This window comes from Pseudoalteromonas arctica (assembly GCF_012927645.1).
GTDB lineage: Bacteria > Pseudomonadota > Gammaproteobacteria > Enterobacterales > Alteromonadaceae > Pseudoalteromonas > Pseudoalteromonas arctica_A.
Genome location: NZ_JABBMT010000011.1, coordinates 1 through 22972, shown reverse-complemented (window position 1 = coordinate 22972; position 22972 = coordinate 1). Strand labels below are relative to the sequence as shown.

General features: G+C 39.9%; 17 protein-coding genes and 2 pseudogenes. 9 read left to right on the top strand and 10 right to left on the bottom strand.

What is annotated here, in order from left to right; all coding sequences use genetic code 11:
• The first annotated feature begins 4 nt into the window (after positions 1 to 4).
• From parC to HHO47_RS09075, 4 genes are all read left to right on the top strand, one after another.
• Positions 5 to 2290 (top strand): DNA topoisomerase IV subunit A, encoded by a 2286-nt coding sequence (gene parC, locus HHO47_RS09090; protein ID WP_169020007.1) that lies wholly within the window; start codon positions 5 to 7, stop codon positions 2288 to 2290.
• Positions 2291 to 2446: 156 nt separating this feature from the next.
• The gene (locus HHO47_RS09085; RefSeq protein WP_169020006.1) at positions 2447 to 3160 is read left to right on the top strand and encodes a 1-acylglycerol-3-phosphate O-acyltransferase; all 714 of its coding nucleotides are present in this window, start codon (positions 2447 to 2449) and stop codon (positions 3158 to 3160) included.
• A complete protein-coding gene (gene rraB, locus HHO47_RS09080; protein WP_169020005.1) occupies positions 3160 to 3495 on the top strand; it encodes a ribonuclease E inhibitor RraB in 336 nt (111 codons plus the stop codon). The genes HHO47_RS09085 and rraB overlap by 1 nt, the downstream gene beginning before the upstream one ends.
• Before the next feature lie 139 nt (positions 3496 to 3634).
• Positions 3635 to 4852 carry an HD-GYP domain-containing protein gene (locus HHO47_RS09075; protein WP_169020004.1) on the top strand — a complete coding sequence of 406 codons (1218 nt, stop codon included), beginning with the start codon at positions 3635 to 3637 and terminating at the stop codon, positions 4850 to 4852.
• Here HHO47_RS09075 and HHO47_RS09070 read toward each other — a convergent pair.
• Positions 4812 to 5165 carry a hypothetical protein gene (locus HHO47_RS09070; protein ID WP_348981645.1) on the bottom strand — a complete coding sequence of 118 codons (354 nt, stop codon included), beginning with the start codon at positions 5163 to 5165 and terminating at the stop codon, positions 4812 to 4814. The genes HHO47_RS09075 and HHO47_RS09070 overlap by 41 nt on opposite strands.
• Before the next feature lie 287 nt (positions 5166 to 5452).
• Between HHO47_RS09070 and HHO47_RS09065 the strand changes: the two genes are divergently transcribed.
• Complete coding sequence (locus tag HHO47_RS09065; protein ID WP_169020003.1) at positions 5453 to 6697, top strand: outer membrane protein transport protein; 1245 nt, start codon at positions 5453 to 5455, stop codon at positions 6695 to 6697.
• A gap of 95 nt (positions 6698 to 6792) precedes the next feature.
• Here HHO47_RS09065 and HHO47_RS09060 read toward each other — a convergent pair whose 3' ends face one another.
• The 3 genes from HHO47_RS09060 to pepA all read right to left on the bottom strand — a co-directional run bounded on the left by HHO47_RS09060 (position 6793) and on the right by pepA (position 11843).
• Positions 6793 to 9648, bottom strand: coding sequence for a valine--tRNA ligase (locus HHO47_RS09060; RefSeq protein WP_169020002.1), 2856 nt, complete (start codon positions 9646 to 9648; stop codon positions 6793 to 6795).
• 61 nt (positions 9649 to 9709) lie between these two features.
• Positions 9710 to 10156, bottom strand: coding sequence for a DNA polymerase III subunit chi (locus HHO47_RS09055; protein ID WP_169020001.1), 447 nt, complete (start codon positions 10154 to 10156; stop codon positions 9710 to 9712).
• Positions 10157 to 10331: 175 nt separating this feature from the next.
• A complete protein-coding gene (gene pepA, locus HHO47_RS09050; RefSeq protein WP_169020000.1) occupies positions 10332 to 11843 on the bottom strand; it encodes a leucyl aminopeptidase in 1512 nt (503 codons plus the stop codon).
• Between the two features lie 264 nt (positions 11844 to 12107).
• On the opposite strand from pepA, the gene lptF reads away from it, so the two are divergent.
• Positions 12108 to 13220 carry an LPS export ABC transporter permease LptF gene (gene lptF, locus HHO47_RS09045; protein WP_169019999.1) on the top strand — a complete coding sequence of 371 codons (1113 nt, stop codon included), beginning with the start codon at positions 12108 to 12110 and terminating at the stop codon, positions 13218 to 13220.
• A complete protein-coding gene (gene lptG / locus HHO47_RS09040) occupies positions 13217 to 14284 on the top strand; it encodes an LPS export ABC transporter permease LptG (protein ID WP_169019998.1) in 1068 nt (355 codons plus the stop codon). Before lptF ends, lptG begins: the two co-directional genes overlap by 4 nt.
• A 32-nt stretch (positions 14285 to 14316) precedes the next feature.
• Here lptG and HHO47_RS09035 read toward each other — a convergent pair whose 3' ends face one another.
• Positions 14317 to 14817 carry an RDD family protein gene (locus tag HHO47_RS09035; protein ID WP_169019997.1) on the bottom strand — a complete coding sequence of 167 codons (501 nt, stop codon included), beginning with the start codon at positions 14815 to 14817 and terminating at the stop codon, positions 14317 to 14319.
• A 946-nt stretch (positions 14818 to 15763) separates the two neighbouring features.
• On the opposite strand from HHO47_RS09035, the gene HHO47_RS09030 reads away from it, so the two are divergent.
• Both HHO47_RS09030 and HHO47_RS09025 read left to right on the top strand, forming a co-directional pair.
• On the top strand, positions 15764 to 17620 hold the full coding sequence (locus HHO47_RS09030; protein WP_248290966.1) for an HsdM family class I SAM-dependent methyltransferase: 1857 nt from the start codon (positions 15764 to 15766) through the stop codon (positions 17618 to 17620).
• A complete protein-coding gene (locus HHO47_RS09025) occupies positions 17621 to 18643 on the top strand; it encodes a restriction endonuclease subunit S (RefSeq protein WP_169019995.1) in 1023 nt (340 codons plus the stop codon).
• A gap of 284 nt (positions 18644 to 18927) precedes the next feature.
• Here HHO47_RS09025 and HHO47_RS09020 read toward each other — a convergent pair.
• The 5 genes and pseudogenes from HHO47_RS09020 to HHO47_RS09000 all read right to left on the bottom strand — a co-directional run.
• Positions 18928 to 19329 (bottom strand): annotated as a pseudogene (locus HHO47_RS09020) (ISAs1 family transposase); the annotation flags it as partial.
• Between the two features lie 133 nt (positions 19330 to 19462).
• Positions 19463 to 19726, bottom strand: coding sequence for a hypothetical protein (locus HHO47_RS09015; RefSeq protein WP_169019994.1), 264 nt, complete (start codon positions 19724 to 19726; stop codon positions 19463 to 19465).
• A 78-nt stretch (positions 19727 to 19804) separates the two neighbouring features.
• Entirely contained in the window at positions 19805 to 20026 is a 222-nt protein-coding gene (locus tag HHO47_RS09010) for a DUF2188 domain-containing protein (RefSeq protein ID WP_169019993.1), read from the bottom strand.
• Positions 20027 to 20130: 104 nt separating this feature from the next.
• Positions 20131 to 21792 (bottom strand): group II intron reverse transcriptase/maturase, encoded by a 1662-nt coding sequence (ltrA, locus tag HHO47_RS09005; protein ID WP_169019992.1) that lies wholly within the window; start codon positions 21790 to 21792, stop codon positions 20131 to 20133.
• Between the two features lie 1053 nt (positions 21793 to 22845).
• Positions 22846 to 22972: pseudogene (locus HHO47_RS09000) on the bottom strand (ISAs1-like element ISPsesp1 family transposase); the annotation flags it as partial.

The following is a 22972-nucleotide window of genomic DNA, read 5'->3' as shown; positions in this document are numbered from 1 at the left end:
TTTGATGAGTGATACAGATACCTTGCTATTGCAAGGAATTGAACAACAAACAATGGGGCGTTTTACTGAAGACGCCTATTTGAATTATTCCATGTATGTGATCATGGATAGGGCATTACCACATATCGGTGATGGCCTAAAACCAGTACAACGGCGTATTATTTACGCCATGAGTGAACTGGGTTTGTCGGCAACGGCTAAATATAAAAAGTCAGCTCGTACTGTTGGTGATGTACTCGGTAAGTATCACCCACATGGTGATAGCGCCTGTTATGAAGCGATGGTGTTAATGGCACAACCGTTTTCTTATCGTTACCCATTAGTTGATGGGCAAGGGAACTGGGGGGCAGCCGATGATCCCAAGTCATTTGCGGCAATGCGTTATACCGAAGCGCGTTTATCTAAGTTCTCTGAAGTACTGCTAAAAGAACTTGGTCAAGGGACTGTCGATTGGACATCAAACTTTGATGGCACAATGGACGAACCACAAGTATTACCATCACGCTTACCACATATTTTACTCAATGGTATTACGGGTATTGCTGTGGGCATGGCAACGGACATTCCGCCACATAACGTACGTGAAGTAGCCAGTGCCTGTTGTTTGTTATTGGATAACCCCAAAGCCGAATTAGATCAACTGCTTGAGTATGTACAAGCTCCCGATTACCCAACTGAAGCGGAAATAATTACTGCAAAAGCGGATATTCGTAAAATTTATCAAACCGGCCGTGGTTCGATAAAAATGCGCGCTATTTATACAGAGGAGCACGGCGATATTGTCATCACTGCACTGCCTCATCAGTGTTCTGGGGGGAAGGTACTAGAGCAGATCGCAGCGCAAATGAATGCCAAAAAGCTGCCTATGGTGGCTGATTTACGTGATGAGTCTGATCACGAAAATCCAACTCGTATAGTGATTATTCCACGCTCTAATCGCATTAAAGTAGAGCCGTTAATGGCCCATTTATTTGCTACTACTGACTTGGAAAAAAATTACCGCGTTAATATAAATATGCTTGGCCTTGATGGCCGTCCGCAGGTAAAAGATTTACGAACCATTTTAACTGAGTGGCTGGTGTTTCGCCGCGAAACAGTGCGTCGTCGCCTGCAATATCGTTTAGATAAAGTATTGGCTCGTTTACATATTTTAGAAGGTTTATTGGCAGCCTTTTTAAATATTGATGAAGTGATCGAAATTATTCGTAGTGAAGACAAGCCAAAGCCTGTGTTAATGGAACGGTTTGGGATCAGCGATATACAAGCTGAAGCAATCCTTGAATTAAAACTACGTCATTTAGCGAAGCTTGAAGAGTTTAAAATTCGTGGTGAGCAAGACGAGCTTGCCAAAGAACGTGATAAATTACAGCTGATTTTAGGCTCTGAGCGTCGTATGTCTACGTTACTAAAAAAAGAGATTCAAGAAGCTGCTGAGCTATATGGTGATGATCGCCGTTCTCCGATTGTAGAGCGTCTTGAAGCAAAAGCATTGAGCGAAAAAGATTTGATCCCATCAGAATCAGTGACCGTTGTGTTGTCTGAAAAAGGCTGGGCACGTGTTGGTAAAGGCCACGATTTAGATGTTGAAGGACTCAGTTATCGAGCTGGTGATGTATATAAAGCCTCTGCGCGTGGTAAGAGTAATCAACCTGCGGTGTTCTTAGATTCTGCTGGGCGGGCATTTGCCACCGATGCGCATGGCTTACCGTCGGCACGTAGTCAAGGAGAGCCAATGACAGGGCGGTTTAACCTCACTGCAGGTGCTAATTTTGAGCATGTAGTAATGGGTGAAGACAAGCAAGTGCTACTGATGGCATCGGATGCGGGTTATGGCTTTATTACTGATTTTATTGATTTAGTCAGCAAAAACAAAAACGGTAAAGCATTGGTTAGTGTGCCTAAAGGTGGGCAATTATTAGCACCAATTCGGGTTACTGATGTAGCTAACGATTTCTGTATGGCGATATCGAATGAAGGCCGGATGTTGTTATTCCCATTACGTGATTTACCAAAACTAGGTAAAGGCAAAGGTAATAAGATAATCTCTATTCCAAGTGCCAAAGTACAAACGCGTGAAGAGTTTGTGAAAGTGCTAGCGGTCGTGCCACAAGGTAGCAGCGTTACTTTGCATGCAGGTAAACGAAAACTCACTTTAAAACCGAGTGATTTAGAGCACTATCATGGCGAGCGAGGCCGTCGTGGCAATAAACTACCACGTGGCTTACAACGAGTTGATGAAGCGGTTGTTGAACTGACGGCGATTGACATTGAGCCGACAGAAACCGAGTAAGTATTTTAAATACCTATGAATAAAACGACCTGCTATTGCAGGTCGTTTGTTTTTAAAGCAGTAAATTATTTTAAGCTTACATGCGTTCGCTAAACACTCGTTTAGCGGTAAAAAGAACGCTATAATATCGGCGTTGTTATTTTTGGAGTGTTTTCTTTGTTAGCTATTATTCGTATTGTTATTATGGCTTTATTTATTTTTTTTAGCTGTGTATTTGGTTTACTCCTTTGTTTAATAAAACCTTTTCATATAAATAATGTACATATTATTTCAAGTTGGTTTGGCACAGTGGCCAAAATACTTGGTGTAAACGTGGTTATTACACGCCATCCTGATGCGCAAAGTTGTGGACCTGCCGTGTATGTTGCGAACCATCAAAGTAATTACGATATTTTCACTTTACCCGCTGCGGTACCAAAAAATTGTGTCAGCTTAGGTAAAAAAAGTCTTAAGTGGATCCCATTTTTTGGGCAGCTATATTGGCTTTCGGGCAATATTTTAATTGACCGCAGTAACCGTTCTAAAGCCGCTGGCACGATCATTAAATCGGCCGATAAAATCAAACAAAAAGGCTTGTCAGTGTGGATGTTCCCAGAGGGAACCCGCAGTTACGGGCGTGGCTTGTTACCATTTAAAACCGGTGCATTTCACACTGCTTTAAATGCCGATGTACCCATAGTGCCTGTATGTATGAGTACAACATATAAAACCATTAAGCTAAATCGCTGGGACAATGGTATAATCTATATAGACATGTTAGCGCCAGAGCCTCTTGATAAAACGATTGGAGCACGTGAACACGCAAAGCGTATTCATAACAAAATGGCTGCTAGAATAACTGAATTAGATGCTCAAGTGAGAGAAAAGTAATGGAAAATTGGCGTGAAATTAGTGAAGACATTGTAACCTCGTTATTAGAAGATGGTTCTGATCCTGAGATCTTATATGAAGTAGAACACCACTTTGTTTGCGAAGACTTTGTCAAGCTTGAGCAAGCTGCACTAGCTGCGTTTAAACTAGGCTATGACGTTGAAGAGCCCGCTGAACTTGAGCTTGAAGACGGTAGTAAAATTTGGAGTTTTGATATCCTAGTTGAAGCTGAGTTAGATGTTGACGTTATAATGGAAGATGTTGATAAACTAGCACAACTTGCGATCGACACCGATGTAGAATACGACGGCTGGGGCACTTACTTCCAAGAGTAATGTGCTAATAACTATTATTAATTCGTTATCTGCCATCTTCTAGTGCTTATTTCGTATTCGTTACTTTTGTTATAGACATTTGTAGTGGATCGTTGATAATCAGTAATTATTATTGTTTGAAATGAATTAATCACTTTATATGCTTATTACCCTTCCAATTTCTGAACTCGTACCAGGAATGTTTGTTGACAGTGTTAGCAAGCAGTTTGAGGGGGGTGATAGTATAAAGATCAAAACTCGCGGCCTAGTTCGCGATAAATCGATCATCAAGCGCTTGATATCTGAAGGAGTGCAAGAGCTGCTGATAGATTTTACGCAAAGTGATGTGAGTGTTCCTGCCAAATATCAGCTTAAACCTGAAGTCGCTACTGCAACGGTCAATAAGCCTAATACATTAAAAATAAAAAAGGTTATTTCAGTTGAACAAGAGTTTGCCAAAGCAAGTGTGAGCTATGAGCAACATAATCGTAATTTACAAAGTTTATATGGTGATGTTACTTCAGGTTTAAAGATGAATATCGCTCTGCTTGATGGTATTGCCAAAGATATCGTGGCATCGGTATTTCGTAATCATAATGCAATGACTATTTTAACCCGTATTAAAGATAAGCATATGTACAATTGGCGACATATGACTAACTGCGCTATTTTTGTCACTGTATTTGCCAAGTACTTAGGTTACAAAGAAAGTGTTGTGCAAGAGCTCGCTATGGGTGCCTTGCTGCACGATTTAGGACAAGCTAAATTACCGCAAGGGGTTCTTTCTAAATCTGAAAAAGTAAATAAGCTTGAGATGCAAGCAATTAAAAAGCATGTAGCGCAAAGTTTAGGCTTGGTAAAAGGCGAAAAAGGCATTACGCCATTAATGCTTGATATGATAGTTAATCACCATGAGCGCTTAGACGGCAGTGGTTATCCACGAGGTTTACAGGGTGAAAAACTTAGTCGAGCAGCACGAATTATGGCGATAGTTGACGTTTATGATGCAATGACTGCAGATAGACCTCATCAAATTGGTGATGAACCGGTCAACGCACTGCGCTATTTACTTGCTAATAAACATATGTTTGATGGCGAGCTAGTACAGCGGTTTATTAAGTGTTTAGGTGTACATCCAGTCGGCACTATTGTTAAATTAACCAATGAACGGTTGGCATTAGTAATAGAAGGTAATCATCAGAACCCAATTCAACCTAAAGTTAAAATTTTCTATAATGCTAAACATAGTCATCATATTACGGCAAAAGATGTTGATTTAACTTCACCAGATCATGACTTAAAGATTTTAGCGAGTATTAAACCTTTAGATTACCAACTTAATTTGGCTCGTTTGTTAAAAGAGCATCTGCTGGTTTAGCTTGTTGTTTGGTTATTGATTTAGTACAGCGCTTTTTAGCTGAATGTTTTGCTGAAAGTAATGCACCGCTAAAGCAACTGGTCATTAAGATCATCCACAATAAAGTACCATTTTCTGAATGTAACGCACTACAGCAGCATAATAGTGCGACTAAAGCACAAACAATAGCACCTAACCAATAATGGTTAACAGGGTTATCGCATTCACCAGCTCTAGTGCAGGCACAAAAATTAGCTTTGCAAAAGCAATATACACTTACTCCACAAAAAGCCAATGCAGCAATAAGTGCAGTAATAATTAATCCTATTTCCACTGCTTCATCTCCTCTGCTAGTCTTGTTTGGCAGTCTAATAGTGCTTATCAAGCAAGTCAATCTAAATGATAATTAATTGCAGGTAAGTTTTTCTGTAACTTATCCGATGAGCTTTAAAAAACTGTTACTTTGCTGTTAAAAAATGGTTTTTATGGTGTTTTTTAACGTTTTGTTACAGTTTTTTATTTAAAAGTAAGGTACTGTATTAAGGTTTTGAAGTAACTTACTCCTAATAATTAGAGACAACACATGGGAATCCAAACATTTTGTTTGGTAAAGGAAACACAATGAAATTTACAAAAACTTTAATTGCAGTATCACTTGCTGTTATGTCAGCAGACACGTTTGCTGCCGCTTTTCAACTTGCTGAGCATAGTGCTTCAGGTCTTGGCCGTGCATTTGCTGGTGAGGCTGCTGTAGCTGATGATGCCTCAGTGGTTGCACGTAACCCCGCGCTTATGACTTTATTCAAAAATAAGCAAATCTCTGTAGCCGGTGTGGCTATTATTCCGGATGTGAGCTTAACAGGCAAAAGCGCAGCATATGGGTTAGACGAAAGCGTACTTGATGATGACAGTATTGCGCCAAGTGCATTTGTGCCTGCTGGTTACTTTACTATGCCTGTGAATGATAAGGTTTCAGTTGGTTTTGGGGTGTTTTCAAATTTTGGCTTATCAACAGAGTTTGATGAAAACTATGCCGCTGGCCAAATCGCGGGCGAAACAGAAATTGTAACTGTTAATATGAATGCCAGTGTTGCCTATAAGGTTACAGAGCAGTTTAGTTTTGGTATCGGCATTAATGCTGTATATGCAGACGCGACAGTTATTCGTAAAGTTGGTATAAACCCTAATGTTCCAGCTTCTACTGATGCTGTTAATCTTGAAGGGGATGATACTGGTTATGGTTTGAATGTAGGCCTAATGTACCAATTGGATGAAAATAGTCGTTTGGGTTTTAATTACCGCACAGAAACAGATATTACATTTGATGGTACTTTTTCAAGCACCGCTAAATCAATACCTGAGCTGCCAGGCTCTGTTGAGATCACACTTCCTGCTATCGCAGAGTTCTCTGGTTCACATCAGTTAAATGGAAAATTAGGTCTTCACTATAGCGTACTATGGACTGGCTGGAGTAGTTTTGAATCGTTAGAGGCGAATGTTAATGGACCAACAGGCGATTTTGTTGGTTTTTCAAAAGAAGAAGATTTTTCCGATGCAATGCGTTATTCAGTAGGTACAGATTACCAGTATAGTGAAAACTTATTGTTGCGTGCAGGTGTTGCATTTGATGAATCCCCGGTGTCACAACAACATTTATCAATTTCGATCCCCGATACAGATCGCTTTTGGTTCTCGTTTGGTGGTAACTATGCAATCGATAAAAATTCCAATGTTGATTTAGGTGTAAGTATCCTTCGTGGAAAAACCCAAAACTTCACTGAAACGGATGATTCAGGAGCTGATTGGAGCTTTGAATCAAAAGGTCATGCAGTACTTCTTGGCGCACAGTATAACTACACGTTTTAATTTGTAGGCGTGGGTTTATCCCGCGCAAATAAAAAGCCACGTTATTTATTAACGCGGCTTTTTTGTGTCTAGCTGTACGGGTTTCCCTGCACTAGTTACAAGCTTTCGATCTTGGCTTTTTGCTCAAGTAGTTTTGCTTTCGCATCTGAGAACTCGGCAAGCTTCTCATTTTCTTTAGCAAGCACCGCTTCAGGTGCATTGTTAACAAACTTTTCGTTTGCTAGTTTATTTTGCACTTGCGCTAGGCCTTTTTCTGCTTTTTCAAGCTGCTTAGCAATACGAGCAAGTTCGGCGTCAACATCGATTAGACCTGCCATTGGGATCATGATCTCAAGGTTGCTAACATACGATGTTGCACACGCAGGGGCTGTGTCTTTATTATCAAGTAGCGTAAACTCCTCAATTTTAGCCAGTGACGCTAAGAAAGATTTGTTTCCTTCAATACGACGTACATCATCCGCAGATGCATTTGCTAGTAATACTGACAACGGCTTACTTGGGCTGATATCCATTTCACCACGAATATTACGAATAGCGACAATGAATTGCTTAACCCACTCTAAGTCTTCCATCGCTTTGGTATCAACACTGGCTGCATTATAAACAGGGAAGGCTTGCACCATGATGCTGGTGTTTTCTGTTTTAAGGCCTGCAAGTGGCGCAACGCGCTGCCAAATTGTTTCCGTGATATATGGCATCATCGGGTGCATTAAGCGCAGTAGGCTTTCAAGCACTGTAATTAGCGTATGTCGTGTACCACGTTGCTGTGCGTCATTACCTTTAAATAACACAGGCTTTGTGAGTTCTAAGTACCAATCGCAGAACTGGTTCCAAGTAAATTCATAAAGCGTGTTAGCGGCAAGGTCAAAACGGTAGTTATCTAAGTGCTCAGTGTAGGTTTTAACTGTTGACTCAAATTGACCTAAGATCCAACGATCAGCCAGTGAGTACTCTTTTGCGGTATCGCTTGTAAAACCACAATCTTGCTGTTCGGTATTCATAAGTACGTAACGGCTAGCGTTCCATAACTTATTACAGAAGTTACGGTAACCTTCAAGGCGGTTCATATCCCAGTTGATATCACGACCAGTAGACGCCATAGCTGCTAACGTAAAGCGTAGTGCATCAGTACCGTGTGCTTCAATACCGTTATCGAAGGTTTTACGGGTATCTTTTTCGATTTTTTTAGCGACTTTTTCTTGCATCAAATTACTGGTGCGTTTGGTCACTAAGCTTTCAAGGTCGATACCGTCAATCATGTCGATTGGATCAAGTACGTTACCTTTTGATTTTGACATTTTATCGCCATTTTCATCGCGAATAAGACCCGTAACGTAAACAGTTTTAAAGGGCACTTGTGGCTTGCCGTTGTCATCTTTGATGAAGTGCATGGTCATCATGATCATACGCGCCACCCAGAAGAAGATAATATCAAAACCAGTTACCAATACGTCAGACGGGTGGAAAGTTTTCAAATCATCAGTGTTCGCAGGCCAACCTTGGGTTGAAAAGGTCCACAGTGCAGATGAGAACCAAGTATCAAGTACATCGTCGTCTTGGCTTAGCGCAACATCGTCGGCGATGTTATTTTCACGGCGTACTTCTGCTTCATCACGGCCAACAAATACATTACCTTCACTGTCGTACCAAGCTGGAATACGGTGGCCCCACCAAAGCTGGCGAGAAATACACCAATCTTGGACATCGTTCATCCACGAGAAGTACATGTTCTCATATTGTTGTGGTACAAATTTTATGTCGCCATTTTTAACTGCGTCTTTTGCAGGCTCAGCAAGTGGTGCAACACGTACATACCATTGGTCGGTAAGTAGCGGTTCAATAACCACACCAGAACGGTCGCCGTAAGGTACGGTTAGAGCGTGCTCTTCAATTTTTTCAAGTAAGCCTAACTGTTCAAATTCAGCCACTATTGCTTTACGTGCGTCAAAACGGTCAAGACCATGCAAACGCTCAGGAATGGGTGCATCAAACTCAAGCTCTTTACCATCAAAGGTGTAGGTTTCGCCTTGGCTTAGAATGGCGGCGTCTTTATCGAAAATATTGATCAACGGCATTTGATGACGCTTACCAACTTCGTTATCGTTAAAGTCATGGGCTGGGGTGATTTTTACACAACCTGTGCCTTTGTCTTTATCGGCATGTTCGTCGGCAACAATTTTAATTCGACGATTAACAATCGGCAGTAAAATCTCTTTACCGATCAAGTCTTGATAGCGTTCGTCATCTGGGTTTACTGCAACGCCTGAATCACCCAGCATGGTCTCTGGGCGTGTAGTTGCCACTACAATGTAGTCTTTACCGTCTTGGGTTGTAACACCATTAGCCAATGGGTAACGTAGGTGCCACATATGGCCTTGTTTGTCTTTGTTTTCAACTTCAAGATCAGAAATAGCCGTGTGTAGTTTTGGATCCCAGTTTACTAGGCGCTTACCACGATAGATTAAATCTTCTTTGTGTAAGCGTACAAACACTTCTTTAACGGCTTCTGATAAGCCGTCATCCATTGTGAAACGTTCACGATCCCAATCAACCGATGCACCAAGACGACGAAGTTGTTTAGTGATAGTTCCGCCAGATTGATTTTTCCACTGCCAAATTTTGTCGATGAAAGCTTCACGGCCTAAGTCGTGGCGTGTTTTACCTTCTTCAGCAGATAGTTTTCGTTCAACCAGCATTTGCGTGGCGATACCTGCGTGGTCAGTACCTACTTGCCATAATGTATTATTACCTTGCATACGTTTCAAACGCGTTAAGGTATCCATAATAGTGTCTTGGAAAGCGTGGCCCATGTGTAAGCTACCAGTGACATTGGGTGGCGGGATCATAATTGAATATGCATCGCCTTTACCGGATGGTTTGAAGTAGCCTTTTTGTTCCCAGTCTTGGTATAGCGACTGTTCAATATCTTGCGGATTGTAGGTTTTATCCATTACACAGAACCTTAAATAAGTACTTAAATGAGTTAGTTAGCTATTTATACAAAAGGGTATGTTAGCTATTAATATCTTGCGTGGTGATATTAGCACCGAGTTGGCGCAGCTTTTTAAAGCGCTCACGGGCAGCTTGTTTAGCAGTGGCTTCAACGGGCACAAAATCAAAAACTTGGTTAAACCGACGAATAAAGTCCGGCAATTGTGCAGCCAAGTTAATTAAAACTTTACGATTACCGACAGGCGGGGTAGAGCCTATTTCAACGGGCGCACCGCCTTTTGGACCTTCACCTTGCAGGTTGTGAGGTACAAAACTGTCGGGGTCGAATGACCAAATAGTTTCATCAATGGCATGGGCAATTTCAAGATCATCAACGTAAATAAAGATACGATGACCAAGGCGATACTGATCAGCCGCAATATCAGCCGCTAAGCTAAAGTGATCATCAGCTTTGGCTAATGACTCATCTTGTTGCTTTAGAACGAAAAACTGGGCGTTCATGCTCATTGTACCGGGACTTCCCATAGTATTGAAAATAATACTTAAATCAAAGCAGGGATTTTGCCATATAACGCGTTTTGCTTCAATTAATACGCTAATTTATACGTTAATAAGTGGGGAGTAAATAAGGCGCTAAAAAGCGCCTTATTTAAATTTATAATGTTATTGTTAAATGCGGGGGTTAATCTTGGCTGGTTTCGCTTATACCGGCACGGTTTAGTAAATATTGCGTAAGCATCGGCACCGGTCGGCCTGTTGCGCCTTTGTTTTTACCACTGCGCCAAGCAGTGCCTGCGATATCTAAATGAGCCCAGTTATACTTTTTAGTAAACTTAGATAAGAAGCATGCTGCTGTTATCGTTCCCGCAGAGCGGCCGCCTAAGTTAGTAAAATCAGCAAATGGGCTTTCTAGTTGATCTTGATAATCATCCCACAGTGGCAACTGCCACGCACGGTCGCCACTTTGCTCAGATGCTTTTAACAAGTCATGTGCCAGTGGGTTGTGGTTAGATAATAACCCCGTTGCATGAGCGCCAAGGGCAACAATACACGCGCCAGTTAAAGTAGCGACATCAATCACGGTTTCAGGTTCAAAGCGCTCAACATAAGTGAGTGCATCACATAATACTAAGCGGCCTTCAGCGTCGGTATTTAGTACTTCAACTGTTTGCCCTGACATAGTCGTCAAAATATCACCCGGACGATAAGCATTCGAGCTTGGCATGTTTTCACAACCTGCGAGTACACCAATTACGTTAATCGGTAATTGCATTTGCACCAAAGCACGCATTGCGCCAATAACACCGGCTGCACCGCCCATGTCGTATTTCATTTCATCCATGGCTTCGCCTGGTTTGAGTGAAATACCACCTGAGTCAAAGGTTAAACCTTTACCAACTAGCACGATTGGGGCTTGATCTTTCGCACCGCCTTGGTAGTTAATTACCGACATAATAGATTCGTTATCACTACCACGACCAACGGCTAAGTATGAATTCATACCTAACTCTGCCATTTTATTTTCGCCGATAATATCAACCGTAACGTTGTCAAAGTTAGCTGCAAGTTCTTGCGCTTGTTCACCTAAATATGCAGGGTTACAGATGTTTGGCGGCATGTTCGCTACGTCTTTACATAACTTACTCCCTGCAGCGATCGCTAAGCCATGTTCAATGGCGTTTTCACCAATGGTTAGTTCGCGGCGAGTTGGTACGTTAAATACAATTTTACGCAGCGGGCGACGCGGGTCGCTTTTTTTGCTTTTTAATTGGTTAAAGGTATACAAACAGTCTTGGGTGGTTTCGACCGCTTGGCGGACTTTCCAGTAGGTGTCGCGACTTTTAACATGTTGCTCAGTTAAAAAGCATACCGCTTCCATCGACCCAGTTTCATTTAGGGTATTAATGGTTTTTGAAATAATTTGTTTATACTGTTTATCATCAAGTTCACGCTCTTTACCACAACCGACTAGTAAAATACGCTCACTTAGTACGTTTGGTACATGATGTAATAACAGCACTTGCCCAGGCTTACCTTCAAGGTCACCACGACGTAGTAAATTAGAGATATAACCATCACTGATTTTATCGAGTTGTTCACCAATGGGGGATAAACGACGTGGCTCATAAACGCCAACTACAATACATGCGCTACGTTGCTTTTCAGGACTACCACTTTTTACGCTAAATTCCATTGTCACTCCTAATTTTGAGTCATTTAACCCTTAAATAAGGGTAATAAAATAAAAATCCAGATACTAGCTTAATATTAGCTTATAAACGCTGACTCATTATGTGTATTTGAACTTTATACTTTTGTAGCCATCAATACCACTAATGCGACAATATATCGAGTTGCTAGGTATGATATTTAATGTTGATGACATATAATAAAACCCTAAGTTTATTCAAATTTTCTTACTCTTGAAGTAAAACATCATGTTTAACAGGGGCGATCATTGCTAATTTTCCGTTATTTGACCACTGAAGTTTTAAAGTCTCAGGTCGCCGTATTTTTAACTTTGATGACGATTTTTTTGTCGCAAAAGTTTGTTGTTATTCTAAGTGACGCCTCTGAAGGCGGCATTCCTGCTAAGTTAGTACTGTCGATGATTGCACTAAAGTTACCGCAATTGGCATCATTAATATTACCGCTAAGTATCTTTTTAGGGATTATTCTCGCCTATAGTCGCATTTATGCCGACAGTGAAATGACTGTTCTCAAAGCCTGTGGTGTTAGTGAATGGTACGTAGTGCGTATAACCTTAGTTTCTAGTGTGGTATTAGCGCTATTGGCGGGAATACTGACTTTATATATAGCGCCTTGGGCGAGTGAACAAGAATATCAATTGAAAGAACAAGCCAAAGCGGATACCGGGTTATCAGCGCTGCGTGCTGGGCGCTTTCAACAAACAGGTAATGAAAAAGCGGTGGTGTTTATTCATAACATTGAAAATGGTGGCAAAGAGTTGCATAAAGTATTTGTTGCTCAGCTACCAGACAGTGAAAAAGATAATTTAGCTCGGTTAGTGTATGCCGAGCGCGGTGTGGTGGTAGAGCAGGAAAATGGTGAGCAGCAATTGGTGCTTAGTGACGGTAAGCGTTACGAAACCGATGGCAAAACCCCTGAACTCAATTTAACCGAGTTTGACGGTTACAGCGTACAAATACGCGAGCAAGAAATTGAGCATCAACGCCGCAAGCTCGAAGCTGTACCGACCATAGAACTGTTTGCGATGAAAACCACAGACGCGATTGCTCAGTGGCAGTGGCGTCTTGCTATACCGCTTTCTATTCCGCTACTTACTTTATTAGCAGTACCATTGAGTGTAGTTAACCCGCGCCAAGGTAAATTTGCCAAATTAGTGCCTGCAATCAGCTTATATTTAGGCTATTTCATTTTACTTAATGCTGCAAAATTTGCTGTTGAAGATGGCAAGATCCCGCCCTCAATTGGCCTGTGGTGGATCCATTTAAGCGCTTTATTTATAGGCGGCTTTTTGATTATCAAAGGGCGACCGCTCGGTGCATGGCTAAAAGCAGTAGTAACTAAGCGGGAGTTAGGCGCATGATGAAAACGCTTGATTGGTATTTAGGCCGTAGTGTTTTACAAACCACTGGTTTTGCTTTGATGGTCTTGGTAGGGATAAGTACCCTGATTAAATTTATTGAGCAGCTTAAATCAGTCGGTCGCGGTAGCTACGATATTGGAACTGCTTTGCTATATACCTTATATAGCATGCCTGACGATCTTGTGGTGTTCTTCCCAATGGCCGCTTTAATTGGTGGCTTAACGGGGCTTGGGGCACTTGCATCAAATAGTGAACTGGTGGTGATGCAAGCTGCGGGTATGTCGCGCTTGCAAATTATTGTCTCAGTGATGAAAACCGCAATATTCATGGCACTGTGTATGATGGCATTAGGCGAGTGGGGTGCACCTGCTGCGCAACTTAAAGCCAAAGAAATGCGTAATCAAGCGATTCACGGTGGTGATGTCTTTAACGCGCAACAAGGTGTATGGGCTAAAGATGGTAATAATTTCATTAATATAGAAGATGTTGACCAAAAAGGTGTGTTGCACGGCGTAGATATGTATCACTTTGATAAGTCACTGCAACTCACGCAAATAACCAAAGCCAGTGAAGCGGTAGGCCGTAAAGGCGGTTGGCTATTACGTGATGTAAATACAGTGCAATTGGGTGAAGAACAAATTAATACACAGCAACAAGATGAAGAGTTTTATGAATCACAACTTACCGCTGAAAAACTCGGTGTGGTATCGGTTAAACCTGAGTCACTCTCATTTACTGGCTTGTGGTCATACTTAGGTTATTTAAAGCAAAATGAGCAAGACACCAGTACTTACGAGCTGGCACTGTGGCGTAAAATAATGCAGCCGATATCAATCGCTGTGATGTTGCTGGTGGCGTTGTCGTTTATATTTGGCCCACTGCGTACCGTGACGATGGGGGCGCGAATTGTAATGGGTGTTGTAACTGGCATTGCATTTCACCTAACCAATGAAATATTTGGTCCTGTGGTGATGGTGTATCAAATCCCTGCAATAATCGGGGCGACTTTACCAAGCATAATATTTATAGGTTTTGCGACTTACTTACTTCATAAGCGAAATTGATAATTAGGAGCTAGCAGCCTAGCTCCTTATAGCTAATCTAAAGAACGGTAAATTCGTTTGTTTTCTTCTTTTGTTAGCGTAACAACCTCGGTTTTAGATAGGTAATCTTGCAGCGCTCGTTTGTTTTTAAAATCAACTAATACCACTAAATTACCTAAGCCAAATAATGCGGTTACGCTGCGAATAACGGCTTGTGACCAACTGATCAGCTCGCCATCACATGTTTGTACTTTTAAACGCCATGCCCGCATACCAATAGTTTGCCCACTTTTAGTCCAAAAATAAACAAAAAATACAATATTTACACCAACAAATAAGGCACTGCGAATACCAGATAGTAATGGGGTTTCATCTATAAAACCTGCAGGGTCTAGGCCTTCAGTTTGTACAATAACACCCAATGTAATTAAAATTTGGATCACAGCAAAATACAAAATAGCAGTCAGCATAGATAGCGAAATCACAACTAAAGAGTCGTAAATTAAAGAAGCAAAGCGACGCCAAAAGCTCGCACGCGGAAATTCAGCAGACATAAACAAACTCACAAAGTTAATATGCGCGCTAGTTTAGCAAATAGCGAGACAAATACTAGCCGCACAGTTAGTGGCTTTTATGAGAAAATGTTAATGCTTGCTCAATTGTTAAGCGGTTGATCGTGGTTTTGTAAAAAACGCTTGCTGCTCCTCTTATTGTTTGTATAATGCATGGCATAGAGACAAAGACAGCTTGATAAGTCCTAGCTCTGAAGTGGTTTTTCTTTATCTTCTCATGTTAGAAGGTTAAAGAAAAATGATGCCAGCGTGATGAAATTGGTATACATGGGGGATTCAAAACACAGCTGTTTAGGCTTGGTTTTAAGTAAGTTCCTTGATTATATTGATTTTTATTCGTGCTTATACTAAATGTTTTTTGGTATGAACTGGTATGAAGGTTAACTTTAACTTTCAGGTTAAATCAGTTACCAGCTGATCTAACTAAATTGTGGCAGTATGGTGGAATTGGTAGACACAGGGGATGAATATTATTGTGTCTTTAAAAAATTGTGTCCCCCTTGAGAGTAATTTCAAGTGAGAAAAACTGGATGAATTGCTGGAAGGCTTATTATCAAATTGATAATGCTAATCAGCAGCCAAGCCCACTGAGTGGGAAGGTTCAGAGACTACCTGAGCTGTAGCGATATGGCTTAATGACAGGAATTAGCTAAGTGTTAATAACTTAGTGAAACAGCGTCCAGCACCAATTTATTGGTTGATGATATAGTCCATGCAATAATGAAAATTATTGATAGTTTGTCAAAATCCCCCGCAGAAATGTGTGCGAGTTCGAGTCTCGCTACTGCTACCATTTTAGGTAAATTTTATATCTATTATAAGTATCTATCCCCCCACACTCTATTCTTAATTGCACATAATACTCTTAAATAAATCATGTTATAGTCAAATAATTGCAACTCAAATAATATCAAATATGGAGATTACTTTGTCTGAACGTATCACTGAAAATTTAGTTCGAGATTCATTTCGTGAACTAGGTTATTACACTGCTGAGAATGGAATATCAATTGAAGAGCAAAAATCTGAAATTGTTAAAATAAAAAAATTACTTTCTAAAGCCAGTAAAAATAATAAAGGTAATAAAGGCTACCCTGAATTTATTATTTCAAATAAATTAGACCATAATTTTTTAATTGTATTTGAATGTAAGCCAGATCTTAAAAAACATCAAAGTAATAATTTAGATAAACCTGTTGATTATGCTGTTGATGGCGTTTTGCATTATGCCAAGTTTTTATCTAAAGATTATATAGTCTTAGCCGTTGCAGTTAGTGGTTCGACTGTGAGTAATTTAAAAATATCAAATTATATTTTTGCAAGTAATGATGGTTCATACACAGAATTAAAAAATGAGCACTCTCAACCAGTTGAGCAATTATTATCATTTGATGATTATTATAGATTAGCATCATTTGATCCTGTTGTTGCGAAAAAAAGACATGAAGACTTAATTTCATTTTCTAGAGAGTTACATGAATTAATTTGGACGAAAGCTAAGGTTTCTGAAGAAGATAAACCTTTGTTAGTGAGTGGTACTTTAATTGCGCTAATGAACAACGCATTTCAGAAAACTTATAAAGCTCTTGATTCTGATGATATTCAAGATGCTTGGCTATCTGCTATTAAAAAGGAGCTTGATAAGGCTGAAATACCTCAGGGTAAAAAAGATACAATGATCCAGCCATATACAACTATCGCTGTACACCCTAACTTAGGGCGACCAGACTCAAAAACAGCAAAAGAGTATCCTGAGGGTGTTTTTAAAGAAGTGATTGACTCTATAAATGATAATGTTTGGCCATTTATTAATATTTATCATGATTTTGATGTTGTGGGTCAGTTTTATGGGGAGTTTCTTAAATATACGGGCGGTGATAAAAAAGCGTTAGGGATAGTTTTGACTCCTAAACATATAGCAGAGCTATTTTCTCTAATTGCAGATGTTTCAAAGCATGATGTTGTATTAGATATATGTGCAGGTACTGGTGGTTTTCTTATATCAGCGATGCAAAAAATGTTAAGAACGGCCTATACCGAACAAGAAATTTTAGATATTAAGAAGAATAAGCTAATTGGAATTGAAAATTCACCAAAGATGTTTGCTTTAGCGGCGAGTAATATGATTTTACGTGGTGATGGTAAAGCAAATTTACATCAAGGGAGTTGCTTTGATGATGCTATTACGGATGCAATTAAAAAAGCTAAACCAACAGTTGGTCTATTAAATCCTCCTTACGCTCAATCTAAAAGTGACGCTGAGCTTCATGAATTGTACTTTGTAAAACATATGTTAGATCTTTTAGATGTTGGTGGCACTGGTGTAGCAATTATCCCAATGAATTGTGTTATTTCACCTCACCAAGCTAAGCATGAGTTATTAAAACATCATACCTTAAAAGCTGTTATGTCCATGCCAATTGAGCTATTTTATCCTGTAGGTGCACCAACTTGCATTGTTGTTTTTGAAGCGCATAAACCACATCAGGAAAGTAATAAAAAAACGTGGTTTGGTTATTGGCGAGATGATGGATTTATGAAAACTAAACATTTAGGTCGGATAGATTTAAATGGTAAATGGAATGAAATTAAAGAGCGATGGATTGAAGCATATAAGAATAATGAGGTTCACGCAGGCGAGTCAGTTTTAAATTATGTAAACGCAGATAATGAATGGGTTGCTGAGGCCTATTTAGATACAGATTATTCTAAAATAACCAAAGATGATTTTGAAACTGTTGTAAGAAATTATGCGGTATTTAAAATGCTGAATGAGGTTAGTTAAATGGTTGAGCTTAAAGACATATTTGATGTTCAATACGGCCATTCTTTAGAATTAAATAGGCTTGAAGAGTGTGAAAGTAATGAAGGTGTTGCTTTTATTTCTCGAAAGTCAGGAGATAATGGCGTTGCTGCCTACGTTAAAGAATTATCGAAAGTTACACCTGCGCCAGCTGGAGAGTTAACTTGTGCTTTAAGTGGTAATGGGGTGCTATCAACTTTCATTCAAGAAAGAGAGTTCTATACGGGCTACCATATCGCAAGATTAAAGCCTAAAGTAAAACTAACACGTTTGGAACTGCTTTATTATAGCTTATGTATTTCAACTAATAGATATAAATATAGCTGGGGTAGGCAAGCAAATAGAACAATAAAGCAAATACTAATTCCTTCTGTAAACGAAATTCCTGACTGGGTTAATAAAAGAAAGGAAAAGGTGTCTTTTAATGATTCAAGTAATCCTTTAATTACTAATTCTAACCTGAACTTAGATACTATTAACTGGAAAGAGTTTAGATACGATGAAATTTTTAATATAAAAAAAGGATATTACAACAAAAAGCCACCTGTTTCTGGAAAAGCTAATGACACATTGCCTTTTATAGGGGCTACTGAAAAAAACAATGGAATTACCTCTTATATAAAAAAAGTAGACATAGGTACTTTTGATAAGACTGGTAAAAAAACTTCATTGTCTTTTGAGGGGAGAATATTTGAGGGTAACTGTATTACAGTTACAAATAACGGTTCGGTAGGTGAAGCTTTTTATCAAGAAACTCAATTTACGTGTTCTCATGATGTAAATCCACTATATTTAAAAGATCCTTCAACTGTTCTAAATAAGTATATTGCTATGTTTATTATCTCTTTGATTAAAATGGAGAAGTACCGTTGGGGTTATGGGCGTAAATGGAGACCTTTAAGGATGCCATCATCAATAATTAAACTTCCAGTGGTAAATGATAAGCCTGATTGGAATTATATGGAAAAATATATAAAAAGTGTAAATTTCAGTTCATCTATATAGTATTAGTTGGAGTAGTATTAATATTTGCATTGATTAATACTACTCATTGTATTGAGTATACTCAATTATAAAAAAACCTTATTTTAAGCTGATATTTTGATTCCTTTCTATCTTAGTCTTTGTTGATTTCTTTAAATTAAATATCAAATTAATATAATTAAGAAAGAAATTAGAGCTATTCACTGTAGATTCAATTTTTTTAACTTTCTTAGGTTTTGCTTTTATAATTTTCGATTTTTCAACATCTTCACACCTCAGGGCGCGAGCACACTTTGTTAACGATGTTAACCGAACAACAATTCCTCTCTAAAAGCATCGTCATAACACGCTCTTACACACTTGCTTCTTATTGAACTATTGCTTTTCGTATGTTGTTTTACCATGTTTCTAACCACTCGACGAAATAATGCCATATGTTGTGCGCTTAACGGATCGTGAATTTGAGATGCATCTTCTTTAAACACGACATCCAATATCCAGTGTTGTTGGTTTTCTATCAACCAATGGTGTCTAATCGCTTTACTAATTAACGTGTTATCTGTGACTGATGTCAGGTAAAAATGAGTGTCTATACTCGTTCTAACTCCTTTTTTCCTTTCTCTTTGTACCGCAACGATTGTTTTAATTGACGGCCAATTCTCTTTTATTTCAACAGGTAACAATGAAGCATCAAGGCAATCCACTGTACTGTCGGGTAAGGAGCAGCTATTACTAGCTACCCCTCCCCTAAGAACCGTACGTGCGAGTTTCCCCGCATACGGCTCAAGCCTTTATAAATCTGAACCTAAGTACAGACCAGCGACTTAACTTATACTTTAGTTACCATTTGATAGTTAAAGTATACACTGTGGCTTTGTCCTTTAAATCAACCTCAAATCCTTTGAGTTCTAATTCTGAGATAACTCCAGTCAATTCATTATCATTGATAGACTGCTTGCTCAGCATTGTAGTAATCGATTTTGCCCCAGCATTTGAGTTAGCATTGATGCTATCAAAAATAGATTTAAGAGCTTCTTTTGTACCATAGGTCGAATGTTCACTATTCTTTCTAGCTTGTTCGGCGGTTATTTCTTTATATTCCATAAAAATGCCTTTCTTTTTTAATTATGAAAATGGGTCAATTAACAGCGGCTACAACACAGCTTCCGCTATTACCGAGCTTTAACCTTTGGGTGGGCTATCGTCATTACCATAAGAGTTTTTCTCACGGATTTTTCCGTCAGCACCTTGGATAATTAACTCACTTTTTTGATTAATAGCTGTTTCACGTCCCGCTGCAATAGCTTCCTTTTGAGTGTCATGTAAGGTAGTAGCTTTTGTGTTACCTTCACCTTTGACAGCCCATTGGTCACCTTGTTTTGTAATCCACTGATTTTTCCCCATACAGAAATACCTTTGAAATTAACAGAGCAGTATTGCTCAAGTATTATATATGGTTACCCATACAGTATTTCAAGTTAGATTGAACAATTATAGTACAAAAAGTCCTATTTATTGATTGTATGCAATTGCCTATGACAATTAGGGTGCAACAACACTAAATTACTCATTTCATCAGTTCCGCCTTTGACCTTTTCCACGATATGATGAATATTCCATCCCGTTTCTTTGGTAATTTTATGGCGGCACATGACACAGCATTGCTGCTGTCTGAGCCAAAGCGATAGTAACTTTCGTTTGCCTTGCATTGATTCACGCCAAGCTCGCTCTAAGCGCTGCTCGAAATATTCCTCGAATGCTAAGTCATACGGGTTAGCTTCCGCTTTTAATTTAGTATGTCGCTTTATTACTGTGTCATTGGTGTATATCAATTTATAGTTGAAGCCATCAATTGATATTCCAGAAAATGTCCAATTACGTTTTCCTACTGATTTAAAGTATTTAGACTTAATCCAGCGCTTTCGTCTGTTAGCATGGCGTCTTCGACACCATTGCCACAACATTTTCCAAACCCGATAATCCACATAATTAAAGGTTTCTTTAGCAACCACATGCCTGTGATAATTTGCCCACCCTCGTAAAACAGGGTTAAGTAAAGATATCAACGTGCTGGCAGTTACCGTTTTATTACCTGTCACTATGCTTTTTACTTTCTGTAGAAGGTTACGCAAGTTCTTTTGGCTTGGCTTAATTAAAAGCTTACCTTCATATTTACGTAAATTCTGCCCCAAAAAGTCGAACCCTTCAACAATATGGGTAATCACCGTTTTTTCAGGTGATAGCGTTAACCCTCGTTCAGCCATAAAGGCTTCTACCAAGGGTTTAACTTCATTTTCAAGTAACTCTTTCGAGATACCTGTAATGATAAAGTCGTCCGCATACCGCACATAGTTAACTTTAGTCTTGTAGCTAGCTTTAGTGTTTTTCTTCCCAAAGTGGGAGTGAAGCACCGCTTCTAAACCATCAAGTGCCAAATTAGCTAATACAGGAGAGATAATTCCTCCTTGCGGTGTCCCAGCATCTGTTGGATTCAATTTACCGGATTCCATATACCCAGCTTTAAGCCATTTTTTGAGTACTTGTTTATCCAATGTAACATTGGCAAGTAACCAATCATGACTAATGTTATCGAAACACCCTTTAATATCTCCCTCTAGTACCCAATGTGCAGAGTTCTTGCGACTGAGATTAACAAAACATTGTTCAATCGCATCTGCCGTTGAGCGCATAGGGCGAAAGCCGTAACTATTTCTATCTGCGATTGTTTCCGATACAGGTTCTAAAGCTAGCAGGTATAGCGCCTGCATTGCCCTATCAACCATAGTCGGTATTCCCAGCGGTCGGCGCTTGCCATTTGCTTTGGGAATATAAACTCGCCTTAACGGTTTAGGCCTATAGCCTTTACGCGTTAATCGAAACAGCGCTTGCCATTTACTTTCAGGTGTACTCCATAACTCCCCATCGACACCAGCAGTCCGTTTGCCTCGATTTTCAGTTACACGTTTGACTGCCAAGGTTTTGGCAGCAAACGAGCGCACCAACATACGTTGCAGAGCCTTAGCCTTGCGCCATTGTTGTTGCTTAGTCGCCTTCGCGATCCGTACTTGTAGCCCTCTCACCTTGCGCTCGTTATCATACCAATTAATGGTATGCCAACTATGTGTTTGGTGGGAGAACGCAGGTACATGGAACATACATTCCGTACTCATCTTGCTTTCCTCCGTAACCACAAAATGGAGGAATAACTACCCCACGCGGGGATAATTAATCCCCGTTTGGGTTAGTTTATTAGATGGCTTTACATGCCTTCACACGATTAAAGACCAGTCTGAATTTTGCACCCTTTCGGGTTAAGGCAAAGTTAGAACCCTTATCCGAATCATTACAATCCGGCATTCGCTTGGTCAGACATCCTTTACCCACTTATCCAACAGCATCTCTTACGAGCTGCCTGCCCAGTAACTAATATTAGTCAGGCAGATAATTGGGCTTACCGAGTTCCGTTATAGTTACACGAGTAACTTAGGTTCTGTCTATCTACCGGTGGTCATAAGACGGCGTAATCCCAGATGTAAAAGGATTAACCGACCACGTACCTTTTGGTCAGAGCGCACCAACAATATTTCGCTCTTTGCGGTTGACGGTATTTATCAACAGTTCACTTACGTTAACCATATTACCCAGTCTAGCCCCCAGCTTGCTTATTGTTAGCTAGCTATGCCCATCTTCACAGATTCAGGCACTGAATTAACAGGGGTACATTGTCAGGAAGCTTCGCACCATGCCGTCACCGGCATCGCACTATCCCTAGACTACTGTTAGCCGTATAACAGGTCTCACTACCGAGATGCCGAAGCAAAGCGGTGAGACAATAACTACAACAGCTTACGCCGGAGATCACTCCAGCAGTTAAAATACCAATAAGTCGTGTCAAAGATGACAAGCAGACGGGAGTATCCTAGAAGGTTAAAATTGTCGGCAGGCTTACGCCGCCGTTCTTTTTCCCTTTGCACAAAGACTATGCTTCTAGATACCTACGTGTTGAGGGCAGCGCAGACATTAACACTTTGCGCCCATTTTCTTTATGCTGATCGACAATCATGATCAGGCGAACATTCTCTTTCGAGAATACCGTTGATCGGATTGTGCGATCCGACCAACGGATTTCGACTACTAGTTTTTGCAGGTGGGTGAGCAAGTACTTAAGTACTTGCTTACGGTGTAGCCTGCTAGGTTAGCGACCTACGCGACTCTCGTCGCACTACTTCTTGACGCCCATGCCCTTTATCTTGTGTTACATGGCTTATAATTTCCGAGTCTTCAGACTCATAGTGCTGCATAAATAAATCATTAATAGCGCTATACAGCTTCTTTTGATTTCCTTTAACC

Bases quoted from the DNA above. Each gene is read 5' to 3' on its own strand.
- parC (WP_169020007.1), top strand. From the start codon at position 5: ATGAGTGATACAGATACCTTGCTATTGCAAGGAATTGAACAACAAACA.
- rraB (WP_169020005.1), top strand. From the start codon at position 3,160: ATGGAAAATTGGCGTGAAATTAGTGAAGACATTGTAACCTCGTTATTA.
- HHO47_RS09075 (WP_169020004.1), top strand. From the start codon at position 3,635: ATGCTTATTACCCTTCCAATTTCTGAACTCGTACCAGGAATGTTTGTT.
- HHO47_RS09065 (WP_169020003.1), top strand. From the start codon at position 5,453: ATGAAATTTACAAAAACTTTAATTGCAGTATCACTTGCTGTTATGTCA.
- HHO47_RS09060 (WP_169020002.1), bottom strand. From the start codon at position 9,648: ATGGATAAAACCTACAATCCGCAAGATATTGAACAGTCGCTATACCAA.
- HHO47_RS09055 (WP_169020001.1), bottom strand. From the start codon at position 10,156: ATGAGCATGAACGCCCAGTTTTTCGTTCTAAAGCAACAAGATGAGTCA.
- pepA (WP_169020000.1), bottom strand. From the start codon at position 11,843: ATGGAATTTAGCGTAAAAAGTGGTAGTCCTGAAAAGCAACGTAGCGCA.
- lptG (WP_169019998.1), top strand. From the start codon at position 13,217: ATGATGAAAACGCTTGATTGGTATTTAGGCCGTAGTGTTTTACAAACC.
- HHO47_RS09035 (WP_169019997.1), bottom strand. From the start codon at position 14,817: ATGTCTGCTGAATTTCCGCGTGCGAGCTTTTGGCGTCGCTTTGCTTCT.
- HHO47_RS09025 (WP_169019995.1), top strand. From the start codon at position 17,621: ATGGTTGAGCTTAAAGACATATTTGATGTTCAATACGGCCATTCTTTA.
- HHO47_RS09015 (WP_169019994.1), bottom strand. From the start codon at position 19,726: ATGGAATATAAAGAAATAACCGCCGAACAAGCTAGAAAGAATAGTGAA.
- HHO47_RS09010 (WP_169019993.1), bottom strand. From the start codon at position 20,026: ATGGGGAAAAATCAGTGGATTACAAAACAAGGTGACCAATGGGCTGTC.
- ltrA (WP_169019992.1), bottom strand. From the start codon at position 21,792: ATGAGTACGGAATGTATGTTCCATGTACCTGCGTTCTCCCACCAAACA.